Below are 25,933 nucleotides of genomic sequence, written 5' to 3' on the forward strand. Positions count from 1 at the left end.
TGGCTCCAGATTCTGCCAAATTGATTTTTTATTACGAGCCTTGATTTAATGTCCCTAATATAGTTTTTATCTATTCAAATATAGTAATTATTGATTTTTTCTATTGATTTATTATTCTGAAGTTTGAATTAAACTAAAAAACCTATATGGAAACAAATAAAAAGAAGCTGACTACGGCATCAGGCATACCGTATGCAGAGAATGAAAACTCCATGACTGTTGGTCCTCGCGGTCCGATATTACTACAGGATTTTATCCTGCACGAAAAGATGGCACACTTTAACCGTGAACGCATTCCGGAACGCGTTGTTCATGCTAAAGGATCGGGTGCTTATGGTACATTTACGGTTACACATGATATTTCTAAATATACACGTGCCAAATTGTTTAATACTATAGGTAAGGAAACAAAAACTTTTCTTCGCTTTTCTACCGTAGGTGGTGAAAAAGGATCTGCTGATACTGAGCGCGATCCACGCGGCTTTGCACTGAAGTTTTACACTGAAGAAGGTAACTGGGATTTGGTAGGTAACAATACACCGGTATTTTTTATAAAAGATCCGAAAAAATTTGGTGATTTTATCCATACCCAAAAGCGTGATCCCTATACCAATTGCAAAAGTGCAACCATGATGTGGGATTTCTGGTCGTTAAATCCGGAAAGCTTGCACCAGGTAACTATCCTGATGTCGGATAGAGGTACCCCTTATGGTTACCGCCACATGGATGGGTTTGGTAGCCACACCTTCTCAATGATCAATGCCAATAATGAGCGTCATTGGGTGAAATTCCACTTTAAAACCGAACAGGGAATTAAAAACTTTACCGATGAAGAGGCCGGAGCAATGCGTGGCACCAATCCTGATTTCGCTCAGCACGACCTCTTAACCCACATTGATAAAGGTGATTTTCCAAAATGGAAATTGAAAATACAGGTAATGACCGAAGAGCAGGCAAAAACCTATAAATGGAATCCATTTGATTTAACCAAAGTTTGGCCCCATGCCGATTTTCCTTTAATTGATGTAGGTGTATTGGAACTAAACCAAAACCCTGATAATTATTTTGCCCACGTTGAACAATCTGCATTTGCACCTGCACATGTGGTTGATGGGGTTGGTTATTCACCTGATAAAATGTTACAAGGCCGTTTATTGTCTTATCCGGATGCTCATCGTCATCGTTTGGGTGGTAATTATGAGCAGATTCCGGTAAACAGGTGCCCGTTTGCTGTAAATAACTACCAGCGCGATGGACAAATGCGTGTTGATGGCAACCATGGCTCAGGACCCAACTATTTCCCTAATAGCTTTGATGATATTGTGGCCGACGAAAGCTACAAAGAACCAGCCTGGGATTTAGGAACAGGCCTTGCTGACTGGTATGACCGTAATGCCGAAGGAGAAAATGATCATTACACTCAACCTGGTAACCTGTACCGTTTAATGACGGAAGAAGCTAAATATGATCTGGTGAAAAATATTGTTCACTCCATGAGTGGTATTGATGGCCCTAAAAAAGAGCTGATTACAAACAGGCAACTTTGCCACTGGTTCAGGGCTGATATTGGCTTGGGCATGGCTATTGCAAAAGGCTTGCAGGTAGATATGGATGAAGCCATGAAAAATATGGCTGTACATGCCTGATTTTTCTGTTAATTAAATTATAAGAACACACCGAACGCCTGTAATGTTAAATTAATATTACAGGCGTTTAACTTTTTTGTGAATTGGCAATAACCCACTGCAGTATCCGTTCGGGTAATTTATAATCAAAATTTAAATGAAGAAATATTTCCTTTCGGGCCTTGTATTTTTATGCTTATTTAGTTTAGCATCGTGGGGCCCTATAGGTCACCGGGCTGTTGGTCAGATAGCTGAAAATCATTTGACACCTGCGACAAAATTGGCTGTTAAAAACCTTTTGGGGGGTGAGTCTTTGGCTGATGTGAGCAATTATGCTGATGAGATCCGTAAAGATCCGGCATTTAAATACACCACTCCCTGGCATTACGTAAATATTACGCCGGGACTTACTTTTGAGCAGTTTGCCCATGAAGTGAGTAACATGCCACAGGATAATGTTTATAAAATGGTACTTAGCTGTGAGAGTGATTTGAAAAATCAGGATAAATCAAATGCACAAAAAGTTGCGGCATTAAAACTCCTTGTACATTTTGTGGGCGATTTACATCAGCCTATGCATGTAAGCAAAGCCGAAGATAAAGGCGGAAATGATATTGCCATAAAGTTTATGGGGATAGATGGTAATCTGCACAGTTTATGGGATAGCGGATTAATATCTCATCAGGGATTAACCTATGTGCAGATGGCTTCTACCTACGACACGGCTACACCTGCAGAGATTGCTAAATGGCAAAGTGACGATTTGATGGTGTGGTTATGGGAATCATACCAGATCAGCACTATTTTGTATAAGGAGGTAGCAGATAATCCCGATTTTGATGAAGAATATTATAAAGCACACATTTCTATTGTTGAAAAAAGGATAGAAAAAGGTGGTATCAGGTTGGCTGGAACACTGAATGCTATTTTTGATGCGCCAAATGCCGGCAGCCAGTCCGGAAAGTAATTATTGTTTAAACGGCAGCGTGAACCAAAAAGTGCTGCCCTTACCTAATTCGCTTGTAGCACCTATCTGACCACCATGACGTTTAATGATTTCGGCACTGATATATAAGCCCAGCCCCAAACCGGAATTTTGAAATCCTGATGAATCTGCCTGGTAATACCGTTCAAATAAATGAGGGAGTTTATCAGCAGAAATGCCTGGGCCGAAATCGGTTACGGATATTTTGGCCGCATCAACTTCTTTTTCAACAGTCAGGATGATTTCGAGCGAATCAGGCGCATATTTAACAGCATTATTCACCAGGTTAACCATTACCTGATCAATAGTATGTTCATCAGCATAAACCTGAAGGTCTTCATCGCCTTTTATAATTAAAGTATATTTACCTGCTATCCGGATATGGTTACAACATGCATTCAGCATTTCGGCAATGGTAAACCTTGTTTTATTGAGTTTTAATTGCTTTTCACTTGCACGGCTTACATTTAAAAGGTCTTCAACCAACATGCTTATTTTTTGCATGCTTTTGTTTGATTGACTGATCAATTTTGGCAATAAACCCGGCGCTGCCCTGTCTTTCACTTTTTCAAGCAATTGTAATGATGCTTTTAAACTGGTGATGGGTGTTTTTAACTCATGACTGGCAATGCTTATAAAATCGTCTTTTTGCTGCTGTAATTGTTTAAATTGAGTTATGTCAAGCAGGGTGCCTAATATTCTTACTGGTGTTTTGTTGTTATCAAAATAAACCTGCCCCTGTATCCTTACCCAATGAATAGAGCTATCCGGGTAAATAACCCTTGCTTCATAAAAAAGCTTGCCTGTTAAAAGTGCTATTTCATGCGCCGCTATGCGGCTTTCCTTGTCATCCGGATGAATTACTGATTTGAAAGTTTCCCATGAAACATGACTGTCAAACCCAAAAATATTATCGAAGCGGGAGGACGTAAGCATGGTTTGGTTAACTATATCCAAGTCAAAAGTGCCTATTTCAGCTGCTTCTACGGCAAGCCTAATACGCTCTTCCATTTCTTCAATGTTTTGCCGGGCTCTAACTTTATCTGTAACATCAATTGCCAAAACCATTACTGCTTCAATAATTTCATCATCTGTCTTTATAGGCTCGTAAACAAAATCAAAAATAACTTTTTCTAAATTGCCGTTACGTGTCAGTGTAAGTTCATGCTCTTTGCCTTTAAAGGCCACTGCAGTTTTAATAACCGCATCCATAATTGGGCGGTAGGTTTCAGCAGCTTCAGGAAGAACATCCCATATAGCATGTTTTTCCATGTCATCACGTTTTTTATCTACCAGTTCAAGATAGTTATCATTTACCTCCATTACCACAAGATCATGGGCCCTTATAAGGCAAATGCCTACCGGTGCTTGTTTTATCAGTCCCCTTAAAAGATTTTCGTTTTCTATTAAATCATCATTAAGCGCCTGTAAACTCTTTTGCGACTGGTTTAACTCTTCATTAGCCGCATTGATTTCCTCGTTTGATGAGGATAGCTCTTCATTCATGGAGGCCAATTCCTCATTCAATTCCTGTACTTTAATGCGGGAAATAACCTGTTCGGTAACGTTTGTAGCTACAGCCATTATTGAAGTGGTATGGCCCTCATCATTTGTTATTGGTTGGTAAACGTAATTGTAGTAACCTTCAATCAGTTTACCACCACGTTCCAATTGTGCTTTTGCTTCGTTTTCGGCAACCATCCTGCCTGTTGTATAAGCATCGTGAAGCCGTTGTAAATAAGGCTGAGAGGACATCTCCGGAAGCGCTTTAGCGTAAGGCATGCCTATAATATTAGCCGACTTACCCAACAGCTTTAGCATCTCATCATTAACGGATTCAAAAATAAGGTCAGGGCCATTAATTACAGCAATAGCAACAGGTGCTTTTTTAACCATGATGCGAAAACGGGATTCACTTTCTTCAATCTTTTTTCTGGCTATTACCGATGTGGTTACATCTGTCCCTATAGTTATAATACCATTAACTTTACCTTCGGCATCATAAAGAGCTTCGTATACAAAATTAATGTAGGCCGTTTCTAATTGTCCGTTTCTTAAAAGCTCCACCGGTAATTCAGTTGCAGAAAAAGGCTCTGCAGTTTGATATACATGATCCAGTAGTTGTTTTATCCCCTGTGGTTCCAGTTCAGGCATCAGTTCAAGAATAGGCTTGTTGGTTACCAATTCATCCTGGCGCCCCCAAAGCTCCAATGCGCGTTTATTGGCTATTTCAACCACATAATCCGGTCCACGGAATATAGCAATGGCTACCTGTGCCTGTTCTATAATGAAACGCAAATTACGCTCGCTCTCTTCCGTTTTTCTTTTGGCAATAACTTTGTCAGTTGTTTCGGTAACGGTAACCATTACACCTGCCGGAAAACCTGTTTCATCTATCACAGGGCTATAGCTATAAGTGGCATAAAGATCTTCAACCCTGCCGTTGCGATATATTGGTGCCAACTGATCTTCGCTCCATGTTGCTCCGCCCAAAAGAACTTCTGCTGCTAAAGGATCAATAAAATCCCAAATTTCTTTCCAGGCAATTTTTCCGGGTATTCCTAAAATAAAAGGATGTTTCCCATCCTCTCCCAGAATGGTGCGGTAAGCATCGTTGTAAAAGCATAATAACTCTGAACCCCAGAATAGGAACATCGGGAATTTTGAATTGAGGATGATGCTTATGGTAGTTTTTAAACTTTGCGGCCATTCTCTGGGATCGCCAAGAGACGTTTGTTCCCAGTTTTTGGTACGCATTAACATTCCCATTTCGCCTCCATTGGCGAGAAACCTATATTTTATTTCTGAAATAGAGTTATTAGGGTTTTCCACTAAAAAATTAAATTATAAAATTTCTCAATTATGGGATATTATTTCTGTTTAGAATTATTTAAGTATTAAATATTCTTTTTAGATAAACAATAACATGAATAAAGAAATAAATGTTTGATTTTGTGAGAAAAAAGCAATCTGTTAAATGATTTCTTTTTCAATACTAATTAGCCTGAGCGAAACAATTGCTATTAATAACAATAATATACTGGCTAATAAAAATACATTTTCCTGAAATTGATGATAAAGTAATGCGCCGGTTATTAATCCAATAATGCTGGCCATACTACCAGCGCTGCTTGCAAAACCCTGGATAGCTCCCTGGGTATTTTCATTTCCTAAATAGGACATCAGCCCCATAAATGATGGCCACATTAAGCCATTACCTAATGCAAAAAACAGGGCCCCAGCATAAATTAAAGGAAGATAATTATACCTGAACAAGAAGAAGCTGAGCGCCAGCAATACGCTTCCGGCGATAACCAGTATAGCGCCTGAAAACTTTTTAGCCATAAAGGTTAATACCGGACCCTGCACCAACACTAATGATCCGCTTAAAAATGCAAAGAAAACACCCAGTTGTAATACCGACCAGTGTAATTTACCTGCAGTATAAACCGGAAATGCCACATAAAAAAAGCTAAATCCTAAAAATATCAGGAAATATAGTACCATAAACAGGGCAATATAAGGCAGTTTTAATATGCTGAAAAAGCCAGTTGTGTTTTTACTTTTTAATCCCGAGCAATCTTTACACTGCTGGCTGAGCAGCTTGACTGATGGTTTTATTTCTATAGAAGATACTTTTGACTGAACATGTACATCATGCAAACGGAAATAGATTACAATTACGGCCAGTAACGAGACAATGGCTGTTGCTATTACGGGTAATATGCTGCCCCAATGTGTAGCCCCAAGTAAACCGGCAAGCAAAGGGCCGAATATGAGCCCTAGGTTAGATGCTGCCGACATTTTACCAAAATTCTGTTTCCGCTCATCCTTTGCAGTAATATCTGCCAGGTAAGCATTTGCTACGGATATATTGCCGCCGGTAATACCATCAACGGCCCTTGCTAAAAATATAAGTACCAGTGGAATACTGAAAATATAATGATGAACAGTGCCCAAATGAATATTCATAAAGGTATTGGGGATCATTAAGCCCGTAAGGAATATGAGCCAGGCAACAAATGTTCCACCCTCGCTAACCAGTAATATCTTTCGTCGGCCGTAACGATCAGACCATGCGCCTAAAATTGGGGCACCAATCAGCTGAAAAAACGAATATGTAGCTCCCAATAATCCATAAACTATGGCATTGCCCCCCAGCCTCAAAACAATAACCACCAAAAACGGAAGCACAATGCTAAACCCAAGCGTGCCGATAAAATTTACCAGCAATATTGGAAACAATAATGATCTGTTTGAGGGTTTACCTGGCATAAAGTGAAGGTACGCTATCCATTATAATTTAGCAGTCTGATACTCAAATTTAGCCTCAACTTATAATTCTCTACAAAAGAATTGTCATATAAAAGCAAGACGGGTCAGCAATTTTATTCCAATTGTCATGCAGGTTCATTTTTGTGTCATAAAGTAGTGTTTTGAGTAAAAAATAGTAAACTTGATTGACTAATATCGTCAACTTAGTTTACCTTTGTTCTATCAAATCAATGGTTATGAAAACACAATACGCAAACGAAATCCTTTCAGCAATAAATATGGTGAAAAGCATAGTTTATGAAAAGTTAGGAAACAAAAACCTTATTAACACCAAATGGGTTGATGCACTTCTTTCGTTTAAGTTTTCAAAACATGATATGGAGCATTACATGCTTTTGCTTACCAAAGCAATTATCAAAGAAGCCATTGGAGCCGATATTGAAATAAAGCTTTTATTGATGCTGATAGGTGGCTATTTCATATCAGCTAAAGATGCTGTTGTTCACAGCACTTTAATTGAAAAAATAATGAAACCACAAACTGCATCCTATCACTTACCAGAAATGGCGGCCTAATACTATTACAATGAAACCTCTTTACATAAAACCCTTTGTTAAAATAATTGCATTGCTGCTGATGTTAATTCCGTCAGTAATATTTGCTCAACAAACAGAGATAAAAGGAATTGTTACTGATGCCCGTACCAACGAGACCATGTCGGCAGTGACGGTTAATTTTGAGGGGACAACTATTGGCGCCAGTACCGATAATAATGGAAAATATACCTTAATAGCTGATAAGCCGGTAACCCGTATTAAAGTTTCTTTTATAGGTTATAAAACCGTTGTTAAAGAAATTGTACCGGGCAAGGTTCAAACCATTAATATTGCCATGGCTGCTGATCATCAGGTGCTTGCCGAAGTGGTAGTAAAGAGTGCTAAGAGAGCAAAGTATACCAATAAAAATAATCCTGCTGTTGAGTTGATCCGCAAGGTTATTGCCCATAAAAATCAAAACCGGATTGAGAATTATGACTATGCTGAATACAAACAGTATGAGAAAATGTCGTTTTACCTGAGTGACCTTACTGAGAAGTTCAAACAAAAAAAGATCTTCAAAAATTACCAGTTCCTGTTTGCCGAACAGGATTCTGATGCAATGGGTGGTAAAATTTTGCTGCCTATTTATATGGAAGAAAAGCTGTCAGATAATTATTTCCGCAAGGCTCCATATACAAAAAAACAAATTATACAGGCTAACAAACAGGTGAAATATGATGAAAACTTTGTAGATAACGAAGGTCTTAAAGCGTATTTTAACCGGATGTATATGGATATTGAAATTTATGATAACAATATTCCGCTATTGGGTAACGAGTTATTAAGCCCTATTGCTGATGGCGCCCCGGCTTTTTACAAATTCTTTATAACAGATACTATTAAGGATGTTAGTCCGCAATTAATTGAACTAAGCTTTACTCCCCGCAATACTGGTGATATGTTGTTCCAGGGACGGATATACATTACCATGGACGGCAATTATGCTGTGCAAAGAGCAGTGTTAACGGTAAATAAAAACATCAACCTAAACTTTGTGCGCCAGATGCAAACTACTTTGGCGTTTGAAAAAACAGAGACAGGAAAATACAGGTTAAGCCAAAGCGATTTGAAGATGGATTTTGGGCTGAACAAAAATAAAGGTGGTGGTGTTTATGGCGAACGGGTAGTGCTCATTAATAATTTTGAAGTTAATAAGCCCCGTCCGCAGTATGTTTATAACGGCCCGGCGCAAATGATTGCTTTTAACGCCTCCGAAAAAGGGGATGAGTTTTGGAAAGCAAATCGCCCGGATACCTTGAAACCACAAGAAGCAAATATTTACAAAAATATTGACAGCCTGCAAACTATTGCGTCATTTAAGCGGACAATGAAGCTTATTACCTTGTTTGTTGCAGGTTATGATAACTTGGGTCCGTTTGAAGTAGGGCCAGTAAATACGTTTTATCAATATAACCCGGTAGAAGGTTTCAGGCTAAGATTGGGTGGACGTACCACTACAACCTTAAGCAAACGATATTACCTTGAAACTTATGGCGCTTACGGTTTTAAGGATGATAAATTTAAGTACTTTTTGAGCGGCACTTATTCTATCAACGATAAATCTATTTATTCATTTCCGCAAGATTATGTAAGGGCCAGTATTCAACATGATACCAAAATTCCGGGTTTGGAATCGCAGTTTGTGCAGGAAGATAATTTCCTGATGTCATTTAAACGCGGACTCAATGAAATTTATACTTATAATGATGTCTTCAGGCTGGATTATGTGCACGAATATCTGAGCCATTTCTCTTATAAAATAGAATTAAAGAGCTGGAACCAGGCACCTGCAGGCGCTTTGTATTTCCATAATACATTGGATGGAGCACCAAACGTAATCAACGATTTGCAAACAACCGAGGTAATGGCCGAGTTACGTTATGCACCGCACGAAAAATTTTATCAGGGTAAATTGTACCGAATTCCTATTCCTGACAAATATCCTATATTTACTTTGCGTTACCAGGAAGGTATAAAAGGCTTGTTTAAGGGTCAGTATAACTATCAGCAGGTTACTGCCAATATTACCAAACGGTTTTATTTATCACAACTTGGTTTTACCGATGTGGATGCTGAAGGCGGATATATCTTTAACAAATTGCCTTATCCATTGCTGGATATTCACCATGCCAACCAGAGCTATTCTTTACAGCTTGACTCTTATAACATGATGAACTACCTGGAGTTTGTGAGTGACCATTATGCCAGTGTTAATATTGATCATCATTTTAATGGTTTCTTTTTTAACAAAGTGCCGCTGTTGCAAAAGCTAAAGTTAAGGGAAGTAGTATCCTTTAAATCACTATGGGGCGGTGTACGGTCTGAAAATAACCCGGCAAACGATCCATCATTATTGCAGTTCCCTGTGGCTGGCGATGGTAAGCCTATTACCTACACGCTTAATAATGGCCCTTACATGGAAACCAGTGCAGGTATCGAAAATATTTTTAAAGTGCTGAGAGTGGATGTGGTTAGAAGGTTAACCTATCTTGATCACCCGGATGCACCGAAATGGGGTGTTCGTGCCCGCGTTTTAGTGCAATTTTAACCTGATTTAAACTGCTTTACATCTACCTATAAATAAAACACATGGTGCCATATTTACATTTTTAAACTTTTAAAAAAGACAAATTATTTTTATATTCGTAAACTAAGTTGACTATTTTAACGTTTAATATTAAATATTGATTTTTAATCTTAATTAAGAGATGGAAAAATATGAAGCTCCAAAAGTATTGCCCAAACTGGTATACTTATTAAAACGTTCATTAGAGGATTGGATTGAAACAGGATTATGCTGCTCATGCAGTACAGATTTCAATAAAGCACAGCTGCCATTGTTTATGAGTATTGGTACCAATGGAATTTCAAACAGTAAACTTGCATCAAATCTTAACGTAAGCAAGCAGGCTGCCAGTAAAGTAATTAAAGAACTGGAAGAGCTGGACCTGGTTAGAAGTGAGAAATGCAGCACCGATGGCCGCTCAATGTTATTGTCGCTTACTGATAATGGTATACAATTGTATAATCACATTAGTAACCAGATGCAGGAATTAGAGAAAGAATATAAAAAAATAGTAGGCACCAAAAACTACGAAACTGCAATTGATGTAATGCAGAAACTAATTAACTACCACGAAGAGCATGCTAAAATAGCGCTCAATTAAAAAAGGCAGTCAAAATAAATTATCCGAATCAGGATTTTTATTTTGATGCTTTGTTTACCATAAATTGTAATTCATCCTTATCGGGTAGTTGCTGTTTTATGGCACCGTTGTTAAATACCATTGCCGGATAATTTTGTGTGTTAAATGCCGACCAAACCGGAAGGCCTTTTCCATTTGGATTACCGTTAGTAATAAAATTTATCCAATAAGTGCTCATTACATTAGCCAATTGGTAATCAACAACCTGCCACGGGCGATGCAGGAACTTTAAATTATCCATTACATAAGCAACCTCGCCAGTGTGAAATGCGCCATACTTTACATAATCTGGCGTTGCTGGCAATTTGCGGGCAAAGTAATAAACATAAATTGGTGCTTTCCCCTGTTCGCTCTGTAAGCTTGCCCATTTAAATCCTGATGCAGCAAATATCATATCCCTGCTTAACTTAATTTGCGACCGCATGGCTTCTTCATCTGTGTTAGATGGATAATATTTTAAGAATTCATCGGCATCGTCGCCATATTGATCTTTTGCCTGCTGTTTAAACTCATCTTTGTTTTTAAATGAAGCAACAAAGCTTTCATCTGCATTCCAGCCAGTAAGCACCGGTACATTATTTTGTTTCCCTTCGGCAAAAGTTTGCGCCACAGGTTCAGGCAATACATACCCGTCAACAATTGGCGAATAACGACCCTGAAACTTCATTAAATCCTCCGCCGATACCTTTCTTAATTCATTTAAAGTTGATGCATTTACAGCGGCAGCCAGTTTAACACCCTGCTGTTCTGCCGTATTCAGATTATTTGTTTTTAAAGTAAGGTTGGCTAAAAATAAAGAGCCGCTTTCGGCAATGGCCCGGTTAAAAAGTCCTTTTACCAAAGGCGAGGCTACCAAACAATTTACACTCATAGAGCCTGCCGATTGGCCTGCAATGGTTACATTATCCGGATCGCCACCAAAAGCATTGATGTTTCTTTTTATCCAGTTTAAAGCCGCAATCTGATCAAGCAAACCATAATTACCGGAGGCATTATTGGGCGATTCTTTAGTCAGATCAGGATGTGCCAGGAAACCAAATACACCTACCCTGTAATTAACAGAAACAAATAATATCCCCTTTTGGGCCATTGCTTCACCATCATAAATAGGTACTGCTGTTCCGCCGCTGGTAAAGCCTCCTCCATAAATCCAAACAAAAACAGGCCTTTTTGCCCCTCTTTTTGCTTTTGTCCAAACGTTAAGATATAGACAATCCTCACTTATGGGTATCTCAGGGATTAAAAACTCTGGTGTATACACCATAAACGGAACCGGTTTTGCCTGCATAGGGCTTGGGCCAAAAGCATCACATTCTTTTACACCCTGCCATGGTTTTGCAGGCTGCGGCGCTTTCCATCTTAAATTGCCAACAGGTGGCGCGGCAAATGGAATACCCTTATAAGCAATAACATCACTCGAATCATTTTTAATTCCTGATATTAAACCTGTTTCAACTCTCACTGTATCAGAGTTGTTACTGATAACTTTTGATAATTTAAAAGAGTAGCAAATAACAAGAATACTTACAAAAGCTGTGTAAACAGCTTTTGACGACATTTTTTTCATGATATTGGGTTTATAATACTTTTGGCTTATGCAATATAATAATTTAGCAATAATGATTTTATGGTTTATACTTTTTAATATTCTTTAAAAAGTATAATTTGCAGTCTGTTATCGCCAATATAAACCCTTTATTGTTCCATTATGAAAAAAATATTCCTGGCAGCGAGTTGTATTTTTATAGCTTATCTGTCATTTGGCCAGGCCAGCAAAACGGCTGTGGCAATAATACCCGAGCCTGTAAGCTTAATAGCTAAGCAAGGTAATTTTATTTTGCCTAAACGTGTATTAATTGCGGCTCCCTCACAAGCTGATGTACGGCTGGTTACCACTTATCTTAAAAACAAATTAACCACTTCGGCAGGTAGTTTAGTAACTGTTAAAAGTGCTTTTTCGACGCCAACTACTATAAAGTTTACCTTAAATACTAAAGCGGATACTGTACTTGGTAAAGAAGGTTATCATTTATGGGTAACTAAAAAAGGCATTATTATAAGAGCTAATGAAGCTGCCGGTTTGTTTTATGGTGCACAAACGCTTATACAGCTATTGCCTAAACAGGTTGAAAGCAATGAGCTTGTAACCGGTGTAAAATGGGTTGTTCCCTGTGTAGATATAAAAGATTATCCGCGTTTTGCGTGGCGAGGCTTGATGCTTGATGTTTCGCGGCATTTTTTTACCAAGGATGAAGTTAAACAGTACATTGACCAAATGGTGCGTTTTAAATTTAACCTGTTGCACATGCACCTTACTGATGATGAGGGCTGGCGGGTTGAAATAAAGAGTTTGCCTAAACTGACTACCGTTGGGGCCTATAATGTGAAAAAAGTAGGTGAGTTTGGCAGATTCTCGGCACCTACGCCAGATGAACCACGTACTTATGGGGGCTTTTACACACAGGATGATATTAAAGAGCTGGTACAATATGGTAAGGAACGTTTCCTGAACATTATGCCCGAAATTGATGTCCCTGGTCATAGCCTTGCTGCTGTTGCTTCGTATCCTGAACTATCATGTACTCCAGGTGCTGATCAATATCAGACGCGGTCGGGCGAAAGGATGACAGTTGATAATACCCTGAACCCCTCGAGCGAAAAAACATATGATTTTTTGGATAAGGTAATCACCGAAGTTGCGCAGCTGTTCCCATTCGGATATATCCATATGGGAGGCGACGAGTGCAATAAATCATACTGGGCCAAAAGCGACTCGGTAACGGCCCTAATGAAACGCGAAAACCTAACCACTTATGAGCAGGTACAGAGTTACTTTGAAAAACGTGTAGAAAAGATTGTTGAAGCAAAAGGTAAAAAGTTTATGGGCTGGGATGAGATTATTGAAGGTGGTTTAGGCCCCAATGCAGCTGTGATGAGCTGGCGCGGCATACAGGGTGGCATTACTGCGGCCAAACTAGGCCACGAGGTAGTAATGAGCCCAACCACCTTTGCTTACCTTGATTATATGCAAAGCGACCGCATTATGGAGCCACATGTATATGCCACACTTCGCTTAAATACAACTTATGAGTTTGAGCCGGTGCCTGATAGTGTTGATGCTAAACTGATACTTGGCGGACAGGCCAACTTATGGACCGAACAGGTATTTAACTTTAGGCAGGTGGAATATATGACTTGGCCACGTGGATTTGCCATTGCCGAGTCTGTTTGGTCGCCAAAAGAGAAAAAGAACTGGAATGATTTTTACCCACGGGTTGAAAAACAATTTGCCCGCTTTAATGAGGCTGAAATTAAATATGCCCCAAGCATGTATGATCCAAGTTTTACCGCCCGCCCTGATGCCAGCAATCAGTTGGTGGTTGAACTGACTAATGAAATTCCTGGTTTGGATATTTATTATAGTTTTGATAATTCTTATCCGGATAGGTTTTATCCTAAATACACCGGGCCTTTAACCGTACCTAAGGATGCGACTCAACTTAGGGTAATTACTTATCGTGGTAAAGAGCCTATAGGCCGCATGATCACTATGCCTGTATCAGAACTACAACAACGGGTTGATAGAAAATATGGAAAGCATTGATTTTTAATAAAGGATTGGTTTTTTTAATAAAAGTTAGTTTATCCTTTAAAAAGACAAACTCCATGACATAACGCATGGAGTTTGTCTTTTAACCACACTTAAACATTCCCTGCTCTGCTTTATTAAAAGTAAATTTGGGAAGAAATAAGAAATATTTTTGCCGTAAAATTCCCTTTTCTTATAAGGTGTTTTTACGGTATTAAAAAAGGCACATTAGCGTTATTGGATGTCGTGTTTTATGCATTAATTTAGAAGGAATTAATATATAAGTTATTCATCTTCTTTTAAATCCTTAACCAAATGAAAAAGACCGTATTACTATTGATGTGCTCCGTATTGATCTATGCTTCCTGTAAACAAGGTGGTGGTAGTCAAACAAATTCCTTAGCTGCAACGCCCAATAAAATTGATTCCAATAGCTATACTTTAAATGGTATACCGTTTAAAAAAGCCAACAAAATGGTTAATCTTTTCATCAAGGACCCGGGAAGCTATACAGATACTTCTCAAACTTGCGTGTGGTTTACCGCAGCAGCACTTGATTCTATGTATCAAACATTGTTACGTACCAATGCTGATGGCATAAGATTTTATTTTGCCAGAACTATTGAGAATCATAAATATACAGTTGTTGCTGTATCAACTAAATATGGCGGCATTGATTCAGTTACAAAAAGGAAAATACATGCCGACTTTTTTGAGGTGGATACCATAAATGTTGATGCCAAAGGAAAATTAGGATTAACAACGCCAGCGCAGGGTGCTTTGTTATATTCTAAAATATCTCCATGCCCTTCCACACCCGATACCTGCCCTAAATTGTTTCACTACATAACCTGTAATGAAGGCTATAAAATGGTGAATTATTATGGAAGTGATCCGATTAATGTTACCAGCTCATGGTATGAAATTACGTTAATTGAAGCATTGGTAAAATCGCTTAAAACATATCATGGGGATGGTTTACGGATTTATTATGCAAGACATTTAAATCCGCATAGAGTTACCCCAACCGATACTATTCACAGACACGGATTTGCATTAATAACAACAGCTGCTACCAATAAAATTCATGTTGATTATTACGGATGTTTAGATTCAATACCGGTACCTGGCCACCCTCACCGTTTCTTTACAGGCGGTGCTGATAATGGCGAAGAATGCCCAACTAATTGCAATGGAATAACCTGGCCGAATTAATAATTATATACAGTATCCATGATATCAGAATATTTAACCCTAAATACGAGTGCTGAAATCATTTGTTTTGTAATAGCATTTATTTGTTTAATAAAAGATAAAAGCCTTGCATGGAGAAGCATGGTGCTGTTTTTATTGATTACATGTATTACAGAACTGACAGGGATTTATATTAAAAAACTATATCTGGCTGATACGGTACACGTACGACCCAATATTTGGATATATAACGTTTTAATTATATTCCAGGCAGGGTTTACATCGCTAATGTTTTCGCACTTGTTAAATAAATATATCAATAGCAAGCCTATCATTATAGGTGGGCTTGCTATTCTTTTTATAATGTATGTTATTGAAATATGTATACACGGCGTTTTTGAAAAGCACAATCTTACTACTACCACCATGTCGGTGTTGTTTGTATTGTTTAGTCTCTTTTATTTTTTCCAGCTGAATAACGACGCCGATTATATCGTTTTAAAGAATTCACCAGCGTTTTGGTGGGTTTCTGGTGTTTTGTTTTTTTATTTTGGCAGAACAGCCTGCAATATTTTTTATTACAAACTTTCATTAGTGGTAGTTACTCCTAGGCATTATTTAACTTATTATATTTATAATGCACTTAATATTTTACTATATGCTTGCTGGAGCTATTCATTTATTTGCAGAAAATGGCTGACTACGACATCAAAGAGCTTGTATTAATTACCACAATTATATTTTTAATTGCCCCCGCATTTATTATAGCCTATATTTCTGTCTATAACAGGCGAAAAAAGAAGCATATTGAAGAAAAGGTACAGATGCAGTTTAAGTTTGAGGCGGAGATAGCCAAGGCCCAATTGGAAGTGCAGGAACAAACCATGCAAACCATAGGTGCTGATCTTCATGATAATATTGGACAGCTATTAAGTCTTACCTCATTAACTTTAAACTCGATAGAGTTGGATAAGATGGAAAAGGCGGAACAGAAAATAAATGCATCAATTGATTTGGTACTTCGTTCTATAAAAGAAATGCGCCTACTGGGGAAGTTGTTACAGGGCGACCAGTTGGTTGCTATGGGATTATCAGAGGCTATAAAGCATGAAATTAACTGGATGGAACGATCTGGTAAATATGAAGTAACCTATACACAGGCAGATGATATCCCTTTGATTAAGAATGCGGATAAAGACCTGATTATTTTCCGTATTTTACAGGAAGTGCTGAACAATATTATTAAACATGCATTTGCATCGCAGATATATATTGATTTAGAATATATTGATAAGAAACTGAAACTGCAAATTGCTGACAACGGAGTTGGTTTTGCTTTGGGCAATATACCTGCTGAACAACGAGGCATGGGCCTGTTCAATATTCACAAAAGGGCCGGAATTATTGGCGGCGAAGCCAGCATTATTTCAAACCCGGGGGCAGGTACCAATGTTACAGTTTTTATACCCTATCCTTAAACCATGGAAACAGATCAAATAAATATAGCAATTGTTGATGACCATACGCTTTTCAGAAGCGGTATTGCAGCCTTAATGGGCGAATTTGATGAGCTAAAAGTAATTTTTGAAGCCGAAAATGGACAACATTTGCAGCAAATAATTGGCAATTATCCGTTGCCCCAGGTAATACTAATGGATATTAATATGCCGGGAATGGATGGTTATGCGGCCACCCATTGGCTAAAGGAAAATTACCCACAAATAAGGGTTTTGGCACTCAGTATGTTTGAGGATGACCAGGCAGTTATTGGAATGATTAAAGCAGGAGCAGGAGGGTATGTATTGAAAGAGTCAAAACCCAGAGAATTGCTGGAAGCAATAATAGCCATTAATCAAAAAGGGGTTTATATTAATGAACTGGTTTCGGGTAAATTAATCCGATCTGTTTCTGGTAACGAACATCCTGGTTTATCGAAAAAAGAATTAGAATTCATAAAATTATGCTGCTCCGAATTAACCTATAAAGAAATTGCTGACCTAATGTTTGTTAGTCCCCGCACTGTTGATAATTACCGGGAAGCGCTCTTCCTAAAACTTAACCTTAAATCACGTACAGGCCTGGTTCTTTATGCCATTCAGAACGAAATATTTAAGTTTTAAATCTTCTTGTACTTTCTGGTATCAGGCGTTAACCTCAATGAGTAAATATTAATCAGCCCCTATATTAAAATCTACAAAACTACGTTTTTAGTTCATTGTTTTATATATCAACTAAAAATGCAGTTTTCAGTCTCGCGTAGTGTTATCTGTACTTTATTTCCCCTTTTCACTTTTACATTAAAAATTTCGGGGCAACAAAAAAATCTCGTTTTCAAAGTAGTTAAGCCGGATACTAATCAAAGAGCCACCGACACCGATGTGTTTATTAAGCATGTACCTATACCTCAAAAAGAAAAATTATATCATCCTGATAGTACGCATAGTCCAGCTAAGGCTATATTAAAATCGGCCATTGTACCAGGCTTGGGGCAGGTTTATAATAATAACATATGGAAAGTGCCATTGATTTATGGTGCATTAAGCTCGCTTACAGTTACCGCTATTTATAATAATCGCAATTATCAACGGTATTTAAGACTTTATCATTACTATAATGATATTTCCAAAATCACCATTAAAACCCGGGACTATGTTTATTTCGAAAAACTGTTAAAGGATAACATCAGTCAGGCTGAAGTTGCAGGTGCTGCTGATGATTCTCAGCGTTACTTTCAGTTGAGTATTTTAGGCTTAGCAGCAGTGTGGGGGATACAGATGATAGATGCTTATATTGATGCTAAGTTTGCCCATTCTTTTTCAATGGATAATAATTTAAGCATTAAAATAAGTCCGTCTTTAACAACACAACCGGTATATGCCGCCAATTTTGGTGCAGCATTTATACCGGTTGTGAAAATTACTTTGGCCTTTTAGGCCAATTAGTGTATTGATGCGATATCCACTCGCTTCAATATAATATTGCCTACCGGTTTTACAACCAGAGGTATTTTTTCAACATAGGTTTCGCTGGTATCCAAACCAAAAGCTTTCGCTTCTGATTGGGCCAGTTTTTTAATGGCAAAATAACTGTTCAATATAAACCCTTCTTTTACACTGAAGGAGTTGTTATAAGAAAGGAATTTTTCCATTATCACAAACCTGAAATCGGCGTTTACTTTAAACCTATGCAATGATTCGTAATGGCTGGTTATATCAATCTCGTTGCGGGCTACCATGTCCTCAATTACCTTGCGGTATAATACATTTACCCTTGGCTGTATCCTGAATCCTAACCTAAACTCAACCCTTATTATTTTACCAGGATCCAACTGATCAACGGTATATTCCATGGTATATGGTTCGTTTGTGGTTTCGATATGGATAAACCAATACGTATCAGCCCTTTTAGGTTTACGGCTCATAATGGAGTACATAATCTTTTCCTCTATCTGTTTAGCATTATTGGCTTTTGTAAGATAGATGAGGTGGGTAGAGTATTTACTTACTGACTCATCGGCGCTTAATGCGTTTAACAGTGGGATTTGGTCTTTAAGGTCGATAAAATTAAGGAAACGGTTGTTGATTTTACGCGCCTTAAACCAAATGTACATGGTAAATATCAGGCCTATCTCAAACACCACAAAGAACAGCCTCTTTAATAATTTCACTGCATTGGCAACAAAGAAAGAGAACTCAACTGTAAGGAATACGCATAAAATAATAACCACCAGCCAAAGTGGCCAATGCTTAACATACCGCATAAAGTACGACATTAATATGGTGGTCATCAGCATAGCTATGGTAATAGAGAAGCCATAGGCAGCTGTCATCGCTTCAGAAGTTTGGAAATATAGTGTTACCAGGATACATCCTATACACAATATCCAGTTAATGCTTGGAATATAAATTTGACCGCGGATGTTTGAAGGATATTTGATGGTGATTCGAGGCCAAAAATTCATGCTTACTGCTTCGCTGATCAGCGTAAACGAACCACTTATTAATGCCTGGCTGGCTATAATGGTTGCCATGGTAGCCAAAGCTACACAAGGTATCATTAATAGGTGCGGGTTGGGAACAATAGCATAAAAAGGATTAATATCAGCAAATTTAGTTGTCGATGGCTGAGCCAGTACCCATGCACCTTGCCCCAGGTAGTTCAATACTAAGGTGGTTTTTACAAATATCCACGTTGCCTGAATGTTTTTGCGCCCGCAATGACCAAGGTCAGAATATAGTGCTTCAGCTCCCGTAGTACACAAAAACACGGCTCCTAAAAGCCAAAAGCCATCTTTATGATCCATTAATAACCTGTAACCATAATAAGGATTTAATGCTTTGAAAATTCCAGGGTTATGAACAAGTTGCAATGAACCTAAAGCACCTATCATAATAAACCACAGTAACATTATAGGGCCAAAAGCTGAGCCAACCACTTTGGTCCCAAATTGCTGAAAGAAAAACAGCGCCACCATAATGCCAATAACAATGCCTAATATAAGCTTGCTTCCTGGTACAAATGATTGCGCCAGTGCAGGTACGTTGCTTAAACCTTCAATAGCTGATGATACAGAAATAGGTGGGGTTATAATACCATCGGCAAGGAGGGTGCCTGCACCAATTATAGCAGGTATAGCAAGCCATTTACCATAACGCCTAACCAATGCATATAAAGAAAATATACCGCCTTCGCCATGATTATCTGCTTGTAGGGTAATTAAAATATATTTGAATGTTGTTTGTAAGGTGAGGGTCCAGAAGATACAGGATATTGCGCCGAACACCAGCCCCTGATCAACCTTGCCACCCTGAATCATTAGGGTTTGAAATGTGTAAAGTGGCGATGTACCAATATCGCCAAAAATAATACCCAGAGTGATCAATGCACCCGCAGCTGTTAGTTTTTTAATGTGTGATTGCATAAATCAGGATAAAATAAACGGTTTGTTAATTACGGGAATAGCGTAAATCTCAAGCGATGTGAGATTTAATGGAAAGATATGAATCATTGAAATAAAAATCAATTATTTGTAACTAGTGAATAGTGCAAGCCAATACACATGCCATAAAGCCGCATGATGTAATTTGTGTAATTAATTAATTGATTATAAGATATTTAAATAGATAGTGTAAATATTACACTGTTATTTTATCCTATCAAAATGATAGTGTGATTATCAAAATGATAGTGTGCTATCATTTTGATAGAATTTGATTTGGCTGTTTTTATTGCAGAATAGAATGGTTTTACTGTTAATATGGCAATAAATATACACAAAACTGGTAAGATAAATCAGAATTAAACAGCAAAACTAAGATGGAATACTATAGCACACAAAACAAAATAGGCCGCCCTTCATTTTGAGACAGCCTATTTTGTTTAAGGGCGGGGTTGGTGTTAGCTACTATCTTTTACAATAAGCTATTATGGAAGCTTTTGCCAAAACCTGCTGATTAAGCATAAAGCCTGTTAATGCGGCGGTTGATGACAACGATGTTCCGAGTACAGCAGTTTTAAGGGCATAAACAGTAATCGTATATTTATGTGCAGCGTCTCCCTGTGGTGGACATGGGCCTAGATAACCTGGGAATCCGGCATCATTTATAGTCTGTAAACTTTCTTTTGGAGCTATTGTGGCTTTTGCATCTCCTGCACCTTCTTTAAGCTCCGTTACGCCGGCTGGTATATTTACAATTACCCAGTGCCAAAAACCACTTCCGGTTGGGGCATCAGCATCATACATAGTTACAGCAAAGCTTTGTGTACCTGCAGGCGTATTTACCCAGCTTAGCTGCGGTGAACTATTACTGCCCGTACAGCCAAAGGTATTTGCGGTGAACTCATTGGTAAACTGACCGCCAAGTGAATTGCTTTTTAAGGTAAAAGTTTGCGAAAAGGTGGCATGCGTAATCATCATGCCTAATAAAAATACGAATAGTTTTTTCATAATATAACCGATTTTGTTATTGCAAAGTTGAAGCAAATGCTATCGCTTTTTTATTGCTATCGGTTCATATGGTGGTGCGTAAAGCTCAAACTTCAGCTTTATTAAGCTGAGCGGGTGTTACGCCAAACTTTTTCTTGAAGGCTGTATTAAAGTTAGACAGGTTTTCGTAGCCATAGGGTATGTAAAGTTCTGTGGCTCTTTTCCCTTTGCTTATTTCGTGCCGGGCAGCTTCCAGTTTCTTTTCCCTGATGTATTTTTGTGGGGCTATGCCGTAAGCTTTTTCAAAATCGCGTTTAAAAGATGATAAGCTCCTGTTAGCCAGAAAGGCCAATTCGGTTAACGACAGGTTATTCATCAGGTTATTTTCCACTATCTTTTTTAATGATTGTTGTTGCTGGTCAGCATCAGCAATAAACAGAGCTGTCAGTTCATCAGGATAGAGTTCATACAATACTAATAAAAGTTCTTCCAGCTTATGCTTAGCAATGGTATAAGAAAGCTGTTGCTGCTGACGAATAAGCTCCTGGATGGTTTTAACATATTCATTTAGATAGGCCGTTAGCTTAAAGGGGATAAAGTCGCGTTTTGCTTTAGGGTTATGGTTATTTGGCGATTTTTTTTGGTTCAGATTTAAAAAGTTAATAATGAACTGAACGGGGAAAACAGCCAGCAAACTGTTGTATGGTTTATCATTATTACTGTGTTCGGCCATGATGGAGTTTCCTGCCGGGATAACAATACCAAAGCCAGGTGTAATAACAGCACGCTCTGCTGATAGATAGATTTCCTTTACCCCATTCAAAACAAAGGAAACAATCACTTGTTCGAAAATAACCAGGCTTTTATCAAATTGCTTATCCGGATTGTTTTTCTCAGAATACCATATAAAAGAAATATCACCTGCTATAATTTGTTCATGATGCCTTATAGCCGCAGGTACAGAAACGCTGGTCATAATTGTTTATTTATATAAATGAAGATTGCTAATATAATATAAAGGCCCGGAGTATTATATTACCTGCATTTATTTTGCTTTTAAATTGTCCATAAAAAAACGCCCCATAATTTACTTATGGGGCGTTAAGCTTTATTTTTAGCTGGTATTTTATAGCTTCACAAATGTGCTTCTGCCTACCAGACTTTGGTTACTGTTATTAACAACTTGTATTATATAAGTTCCTGGAGCCAGATTGCTAACATTATCCTGCCAGTTTATTGTTGATGAAGTAGCGGTTTTTACAACAGCACCTGCAAGGCTTATAATTTTGATGGCGTATGATGATGAAGTGGTTGATGTGCTGGCCAATGTAGGCGTACTGCTAACGCTTTGTAATAAAGATAAACCGGATGAATTGGTAGTACTGTTACTGCCTTGTATAGATAAATTGATAATGCCATTAGAAGGGTTAGGGTATACACTCAGATTACTTGCAGCAACATTGGTAGCGTTGCCATAAATCAATTTAACTGTATTTGAATAGGTTGTAGTTCCGTTTAAATCTGTTATTGCCAGGCGATAGATATCTGCCCCGGCAACCGGATTTTTATCAAGGAAACTGTAAGTTGATAATGAGCTTGAGCTTACACCGCCAATAGTTACAAAAGTTACGCCACCATCTGTACTTCTCTGAACAGTAAAGTTGGTGTAATTCTCTTCGTTTTCAGTTTTCCATACAACTTCTGATCCGCTTGTTTCTTTAGTAGCAGCAAAGCTTAACAAGTGAACACCTAATGCCGGGTTTTGACGGATTACTATCGAAAAGCGGTTATTCCCAAAGCTGGCGGTATCTGTAAGAACGACATTGAAAACATAGTTGGTATTGGCACGAAGATCTAATGAATCTTTTTTGTACTTATCCATTAACCATACCTCATATAATTGTGGTACAGATTGTAATTCGTAACGTTTAAGGGTGTACTGTCCGCTTGTAGCAACGTTTGCAGATAGCCTTATAGTTAAAGGTGCTTTTTGATTAGGGAAAGGGAGACGGTTGATAGCCAGTTTTACACTATCGCTTGATATACTTGCCAGGCTTTCAAGTGCGCTCATACCAGGGAAGTATTTGGCATCTTCCATAGGGTTGTAACCTGTACTGGCTGTTGATTTAAAGAAAACCAGCATATCGTCGTTATTGACAGAGTCTGTTTGCAAAACCAAACGCATGTATTGGGATACATTGGTAGTTGGAGGTGCGCCCATCAGTAAATAGCTTGATGATGGTTGTTTAGATGTTTTTGCAGATTCGGTAAAGGTTATTGTTGAAGCATGGTTTACTGCCATTACAAAAAAGCCCTGACCGCTGGCAATAATATTGGCACTGGTGTTGCCTGTAGCTGTTCCATTAAGCCCTTTTCCTACACCTCCGTCACCTTTCATGTAGGTGTTATACTGATTGGTAAATGGATTGAAAACCCAAATAGTTGGTGCCACGTTAGGTACACCTGATGTAGTATTTACCACTATACCTGTGGCGCCTGATGTTGCATAAGTTTCCCAGTCAACTGAACATGGGTATGGATTACCAATCAGGTTAAATCCGCGCACAGCTGCATTGTTTTCTGATATACCGTTGTAGGTTGGGTTTGTTTCATATTTTAAACTTCCGCCACCTACTACCCAGTTTTGCACCTGGTAAGATTGTTGATTTAAATATCCGTTAGCTGTAAAAACAACACCCTCTGGCGCAACAAACGGACTGGTAGTTTTACCAGGGTTAGTGCCTACGTTATTAATTCTATCACCTCTGAAAAAGAAGAAAAAACCGTTTCCTACAGATACTTTAGGCGAAGTTCCATCAGAAAGTCCTATAGTAGTGGCTTGGGTAAGGTCAGTTACTCCAGTAAAATTAGCGCCGGTAAAGGATGCGTTGCTAGGTGTTATATCTTCCCTGAAAAAATATATTGTGGGATTTCCATAAGCTGTACTTGAATTAAAAGTGCTTGGAAAGGCATAACCCCCTTTAGCGCCAGTAACAATTGCGCTGTTTGCAAGGTATTGCAAATTGATGCCATATTGATTTGCTAAGCCAGTATTTACACTAAAGGTATTTACTGGTGATGACATTAACCGGTAATTACGGTATACCCATCTGGTGCCTATTTTAAGCGTGCCGCCTGATAAATAACGCTGAACGTTAAAAATGCCAGTGGTAGAACTTGTTGAAGCCATTGCCAATAACGATGCAGTGCCATATTGATCAGATTGGAAAGTGAAAGTGCCCGGACTGGTGTTGGTTATTGTAACAGAAGTTCCGTATGGGCTGATAATAGAGGTTGAACCAACACTGAATGTACCTGTATTGGCAATGTATGAACTTTGACCCTTCATGGTTAATAAACAGGATGAGTTTGATGTGCCTACATAGAAAAATCCGGTATTGTTAATGGCATCAGTCTGTTGATATAACTTTATAAATGAACCAGAATCAAGCTTCATTATTGATGTGGCACTTGAGTTATTAATGGAAAAGGAGTTGCTACCATTGGTAGAATCACTTATAGTAGTGCCACTGCCATGGAAGTTGCCCGATCCGCTGTTGTTTAAGGTTACATTTTGACCGGTTATATTGAATGAAGATTTGTGATCTGTGAAAGCGCCTGTATTGTTAATGGAATAGTTTGAACTACCACCCGTAAAGTTATAGGTTGAAGCGTTGGAATTAACGGTTCCTGAATTAACCATATAGGAGCTGTAGCCAAATTTAAAAGTGCATCCTGACTGTATATTCAGTGTTCCATTGTTAGTTATAGTACTTTGACTATTTGACCAATCTGCTATAGCATTAGCATTTAAGTAGACAGTAGCACCTGATGCTATAGTTAATGATGCTTGATAACCTGCAGTTATTGTTCCGCTTATTTTTGTGGTTCCGGCACCTGAAAATGTGAAGCCATTTGCTGCACTGCTTGCCTGAGCCGTGGTTATGCCGCCGCTGATATTAAGCGTGCTTCCGGAATTTACATTAACAGTGATACCGCTAATACCATAAAAAGCAGTATTCATTGATGCTATGGTAATAGTGCTTGGTAATGTTACAGTAACGTTACTGGTGATAAAACTAGCAACATCTGTGGCTGATTGGCCAGGGTAGCCGGTATTTGGTAACCAATTGGATGCGGTAGTCCAACTGCCACTTGCTCCACCATTCCAGATGTAGGTGGTTGCACCTGCAGTATTATTAAACATAATAATACTACAAAAAACTAATACAATGGACAATAATTGTGTTTTCAACAGTTTAAATTTTTAGGGTGTATTAATAGTGCGCTTTGTAATAATTATATTATTTTTTACTTATTTAATATTTTTTGATAACTATGTGTCTGTTATTATTCCAAAATGTAGTGAGTATACATTGCCGAGGTCTTTTACGCTTGCCCTAATAACATAGTTTCAATTATTTCATATCTGTAATATTAAGAAATATTTAATCTTTAGGTTAAATATTGCAGTTCTTAATAGTTAATATTAAAATTATATAGCCATTTCTAAATTAATATAAATTTTAATAAA

The 25,933-nt window shown here is 38.2% G+C and carries 18 protein-coding genes; 11 read left to right on the forward strand and 7 right to left on the reverse strand.

Translation table 11 applies throughout. The annotated features are described in order from the left end of the window. The first annotated feature begins 146 nt into the window (after nucleotides 1-146). Both JN11_RS07955 and JN11_RS07960 read left to right on the forward strand, forming a co-directional pair. Complete coding sequence (locus tag JN11_RS07955; protein ID WP_144911450.1) at nucleotides 147-1,646, forward strand: catalase; 1,500 nt, start codon at nucleotides 147-149, stop codon at nucleotides 1,644-1,646. A gap of 136 nt (nucleotides 1,647-1,782) precedes the next feature. Then, nucleotides 1,783-2,592 (forward strand): S1/P1 nuclease, encoded by an 810-nt coding sequence (locus JN11_RS07960; RefSeq protein ID WP_144911451.1) that lies wholly within the window; start codon nucleotides 1,783-1,785, stop codon nucleotides 2,590-2,592. Here JN11_RS07960 and JN11_RS07965 read toward each other — a convergent pair whose 3' ends face one another. Next, entirely contained in the window at nucleotides 2,593-5,442 is a 2,850-nt protein-coding gene (locus tag JN11_RS07965) for a PAS domain-containing sensor histidine kinase (RefSeq protein WP_144911453.1), read from the reverse strand. Between the two features lie 141 nt (nucleotides 5,443-5,583). Further along, the gene (locus tag JN11_RS07970; protein WP_144911455.1) at nucleotides 5,584-6,885 is read right to left on the reverse strand and encodes an MFS transporter; all 1,302 of its coding nucleotides are present in this window, start codon (nucleotides 6,883-6,885) and stop codon (nucleotides 5,584-5,586) included. A gap of 236 nt (nucleotides 6,886-7,121) precedes the next feature. Here JN11_RS07970 and JN11_RS07975 point away from each other — a divergent pair, with 236 nt between their 5' ends. The 3 genes from JN11_RS07975 to JN11_RS07985 all read left to right on the forward strand — a co-directional run bounded on the left by JN11_RS07975 (nucleotide 7,122) and on the right by JN11_RS07985 (nucleotide 10,651). Next, a complete protein-coding gene (locus tag JN11_RS07975) occupies nucleotides 7,122-7,460 on the forward strand; it encodes a hypothetical protein (RefSeq protein WP_144911457.1) in 339 nt (112 codons plus the stop codon). Nucleotides 7,461-7,470: 10 nt separating this feature from the next. Then, a complete protein-coding gene (locus JN11_RS07980; protein ID WP_144911459.1) occupies nucleotides 7,471-10,032 on the forward strand; it encodes a DUF5686 and carboxypeptidase-like regulatory domain-containing protein in 2,562 nt (853 codons plus the stop codon). Between the two features lie 160 nt (nucleotides 10,033-10,192). Further along, nucleotides 10,193-10,651: a MarR family winged helix-turn-helix transcriptional regulator gene (locus tag JN11_RS07985; RefSeq protein WP_144911461.1), complete on the forward strand. Its 459-nt coding sequence runs from the start codon at nucleotides 10,193-10,195 to the stop codon at nucleotides 10,649-10,651. A 37-nt stretch (nucleotides 10,652-10,688) separates the two neighbouring features. Here JN11_RS07985 and JN11_RS07990 read toward each other — a convergent pair whose 3' ends face one another. Continuing rightward, nucleotides 10,689-12,257 carry a carboxylesterase/lipase family protein gene (locus JN11_RS07990; RefSeq protein WP_211360697.1) on the reverse strand — a complete coding sequence of 523 codons (1,569 nt, stop codon included), beginning with the start codon at nucleotides 12,255-12,257 and terminating at the stop codon, nucleotides 10,689-10,691. A 141-nt stretch (nucleotides 12,258-12,398) separates the two neighbouring features. Between JN11_RS07990 and JN11_RS07995 the strand changes: the two genes are divergently transcribed. The 6 genes from JN11_RS07995 (at nucleotide 12,399) to JN11_RS08020 (ending at nucleotide 18,406) form a co-directional block, all read left to right on the forward strand. Then, nucleotides 12,399-14,294, forward strand: coding sequence for a beta-N-acetylhexosaminidase (locus JN11_RS07995; RefSeq protein ID WP_144911463.1), 1,896 nt, complete (start codon nucleotides 12,399-12,401; stop codon nucleotides 14,292-14,294). A 300-nt stretch (nucleotides 14,295-14,594) separates the two neighbouring features. Continuing rightward, nucleotides 14,595-15,494, forward strand: a complete 900-nt coding sequence (locus JN11_RS08000; protein ID WP_144911465.1) for a hypothetical protein — start codon at nucleotides 14,595-14,597, stop codon at nucleotides 15,492-15,494. Between the two features lie 18 nt (nucleotides 15,495-15,512). Continuing rightward, on the forward strand, nucleotides 15,513-16,199 hold the full coding sequence (locus tag JN11_RS08005) for a hypothetical protein (RefSeq protein WP_144911466.1): 687 nt from the start codon (nucleotides 15,513-15,515) through the stop codon (nucleotides 16,197-16,199). Continuing rightward, the gene (locus JN11_RS08010) at nucleotides 16,166-16,951 is read left to right on the forward strand and encodes a sensor histidine kinase (protein WP_144911468.1); all 786 of its coding nucleotides are present in this window, start codon (nucleotides 16,166-16,168) and stop codon (nucleotides 16,949-16,951) included. Before JN11_RS08005 ends, JN11_RS08010 begins: the two co-directional genes overlap by 34 nt. A gap of 3 nt (nucleotides 16,952-16,954) precedes the next feature. Further along, nucleotides 16,955-17,593, forward strand: a complete 639-nt coding sequence (locus JN11_RS08015) for a response regulator transcription factor (RefSeq protein ID WP_144911470.1) — start codon at nucleotides 16,955-16,957, stop codon at nucleotides 17,591-17,593. A 117-nt stretch (nucleotides 17,594-17,710) separates the two neighbouring features. Further along, nucleotides 17,711-18,406, forward strand: coding sequence for a DUF5683 domain-containing protein (locus JN11_RS08020; RefSeq protein ID WP_144911472.1), 696 nt, complete (start codon nucleotides 17,711-17,713; stop codon nucleotides 18,404-18,406). A 5-nt stretch (nucleotides 18,407-18,411) separates the two neighbouring features. Here JN11_RS08020 and JN11_RS08025 read toward each other — a convergent pair whose 3' ends face one another. From JN11_RS08025 to JN11_RS08040, 4 genes are all read right to left on the reverse strand, one after another. After that, nucleotides 18,412-20,394: a KUP/HAK/KT family potassium transporter gene (locus tag JN11_RS08025; RefSeq protein WP_144911473.1), complete on the reverse strand. Its 1,983-nt coding sequence runs from the start codon at nucleotides 20,392-20,394 to the stop codon at nucleotides 18,412-18,414. A gap of 483 nt (nucleotides 20,395-20,877) precedes the next feature. Beyond that, on the reverse strand, nucleotides 20,878-21,420 hold the full coding sequence (locus JN11_RS08030; protein WP_144911475.1) for a YbhB/YbcL family Raf kinase inhibitor-like protein: 543 nt from the start codon (nucleotides 21,418-21,420) through the stop codon (nucleotides 20,878-20,880). An 85-nt stretch (nucleotides 21,421-21,505) separates the two neighbouring features. Continuing rightward, nucleotides 21,506-22,375, reverse strand: coding sequence for a helix-turn-helix domain-containing protein (locus JN11_RS08035; RefSeq protein ID WP_144911476.1), 870 nt, complete (start codon nucleotides 22,373-22,375; stop codon nucleotides 21,506-21,508). A 150-nt stretch (nucleotides 22,376-22,525) separates the two neighbouring features. Next, nucleotides 22,526-25,654: a T9SS type A sorting domain-containing protein gene (locus JN11_RS08040; protein ID WP_144911477.1), complete on the reverse strand. Its 3,129-nt coding sequence runs from the start codon at nucleotides 25,652-25,654 to the stop codon at nucleotides 22,526-22,528. Between the last annotated feature and the right edge of the window lie 279 nt (nucleotides 25,655-25,933).

The sequence above is a fragment of the Mucilaginibacter frigoritolerans genome (assembly GCF_007830615.1).
Lineage (GTDB): Bacteria > Bacteroidota > Bacteroidia > Sphingobacteriales > Sphingobacteriaceae > Mucilaginibacter > Mucilaginibacter frigoritolerans.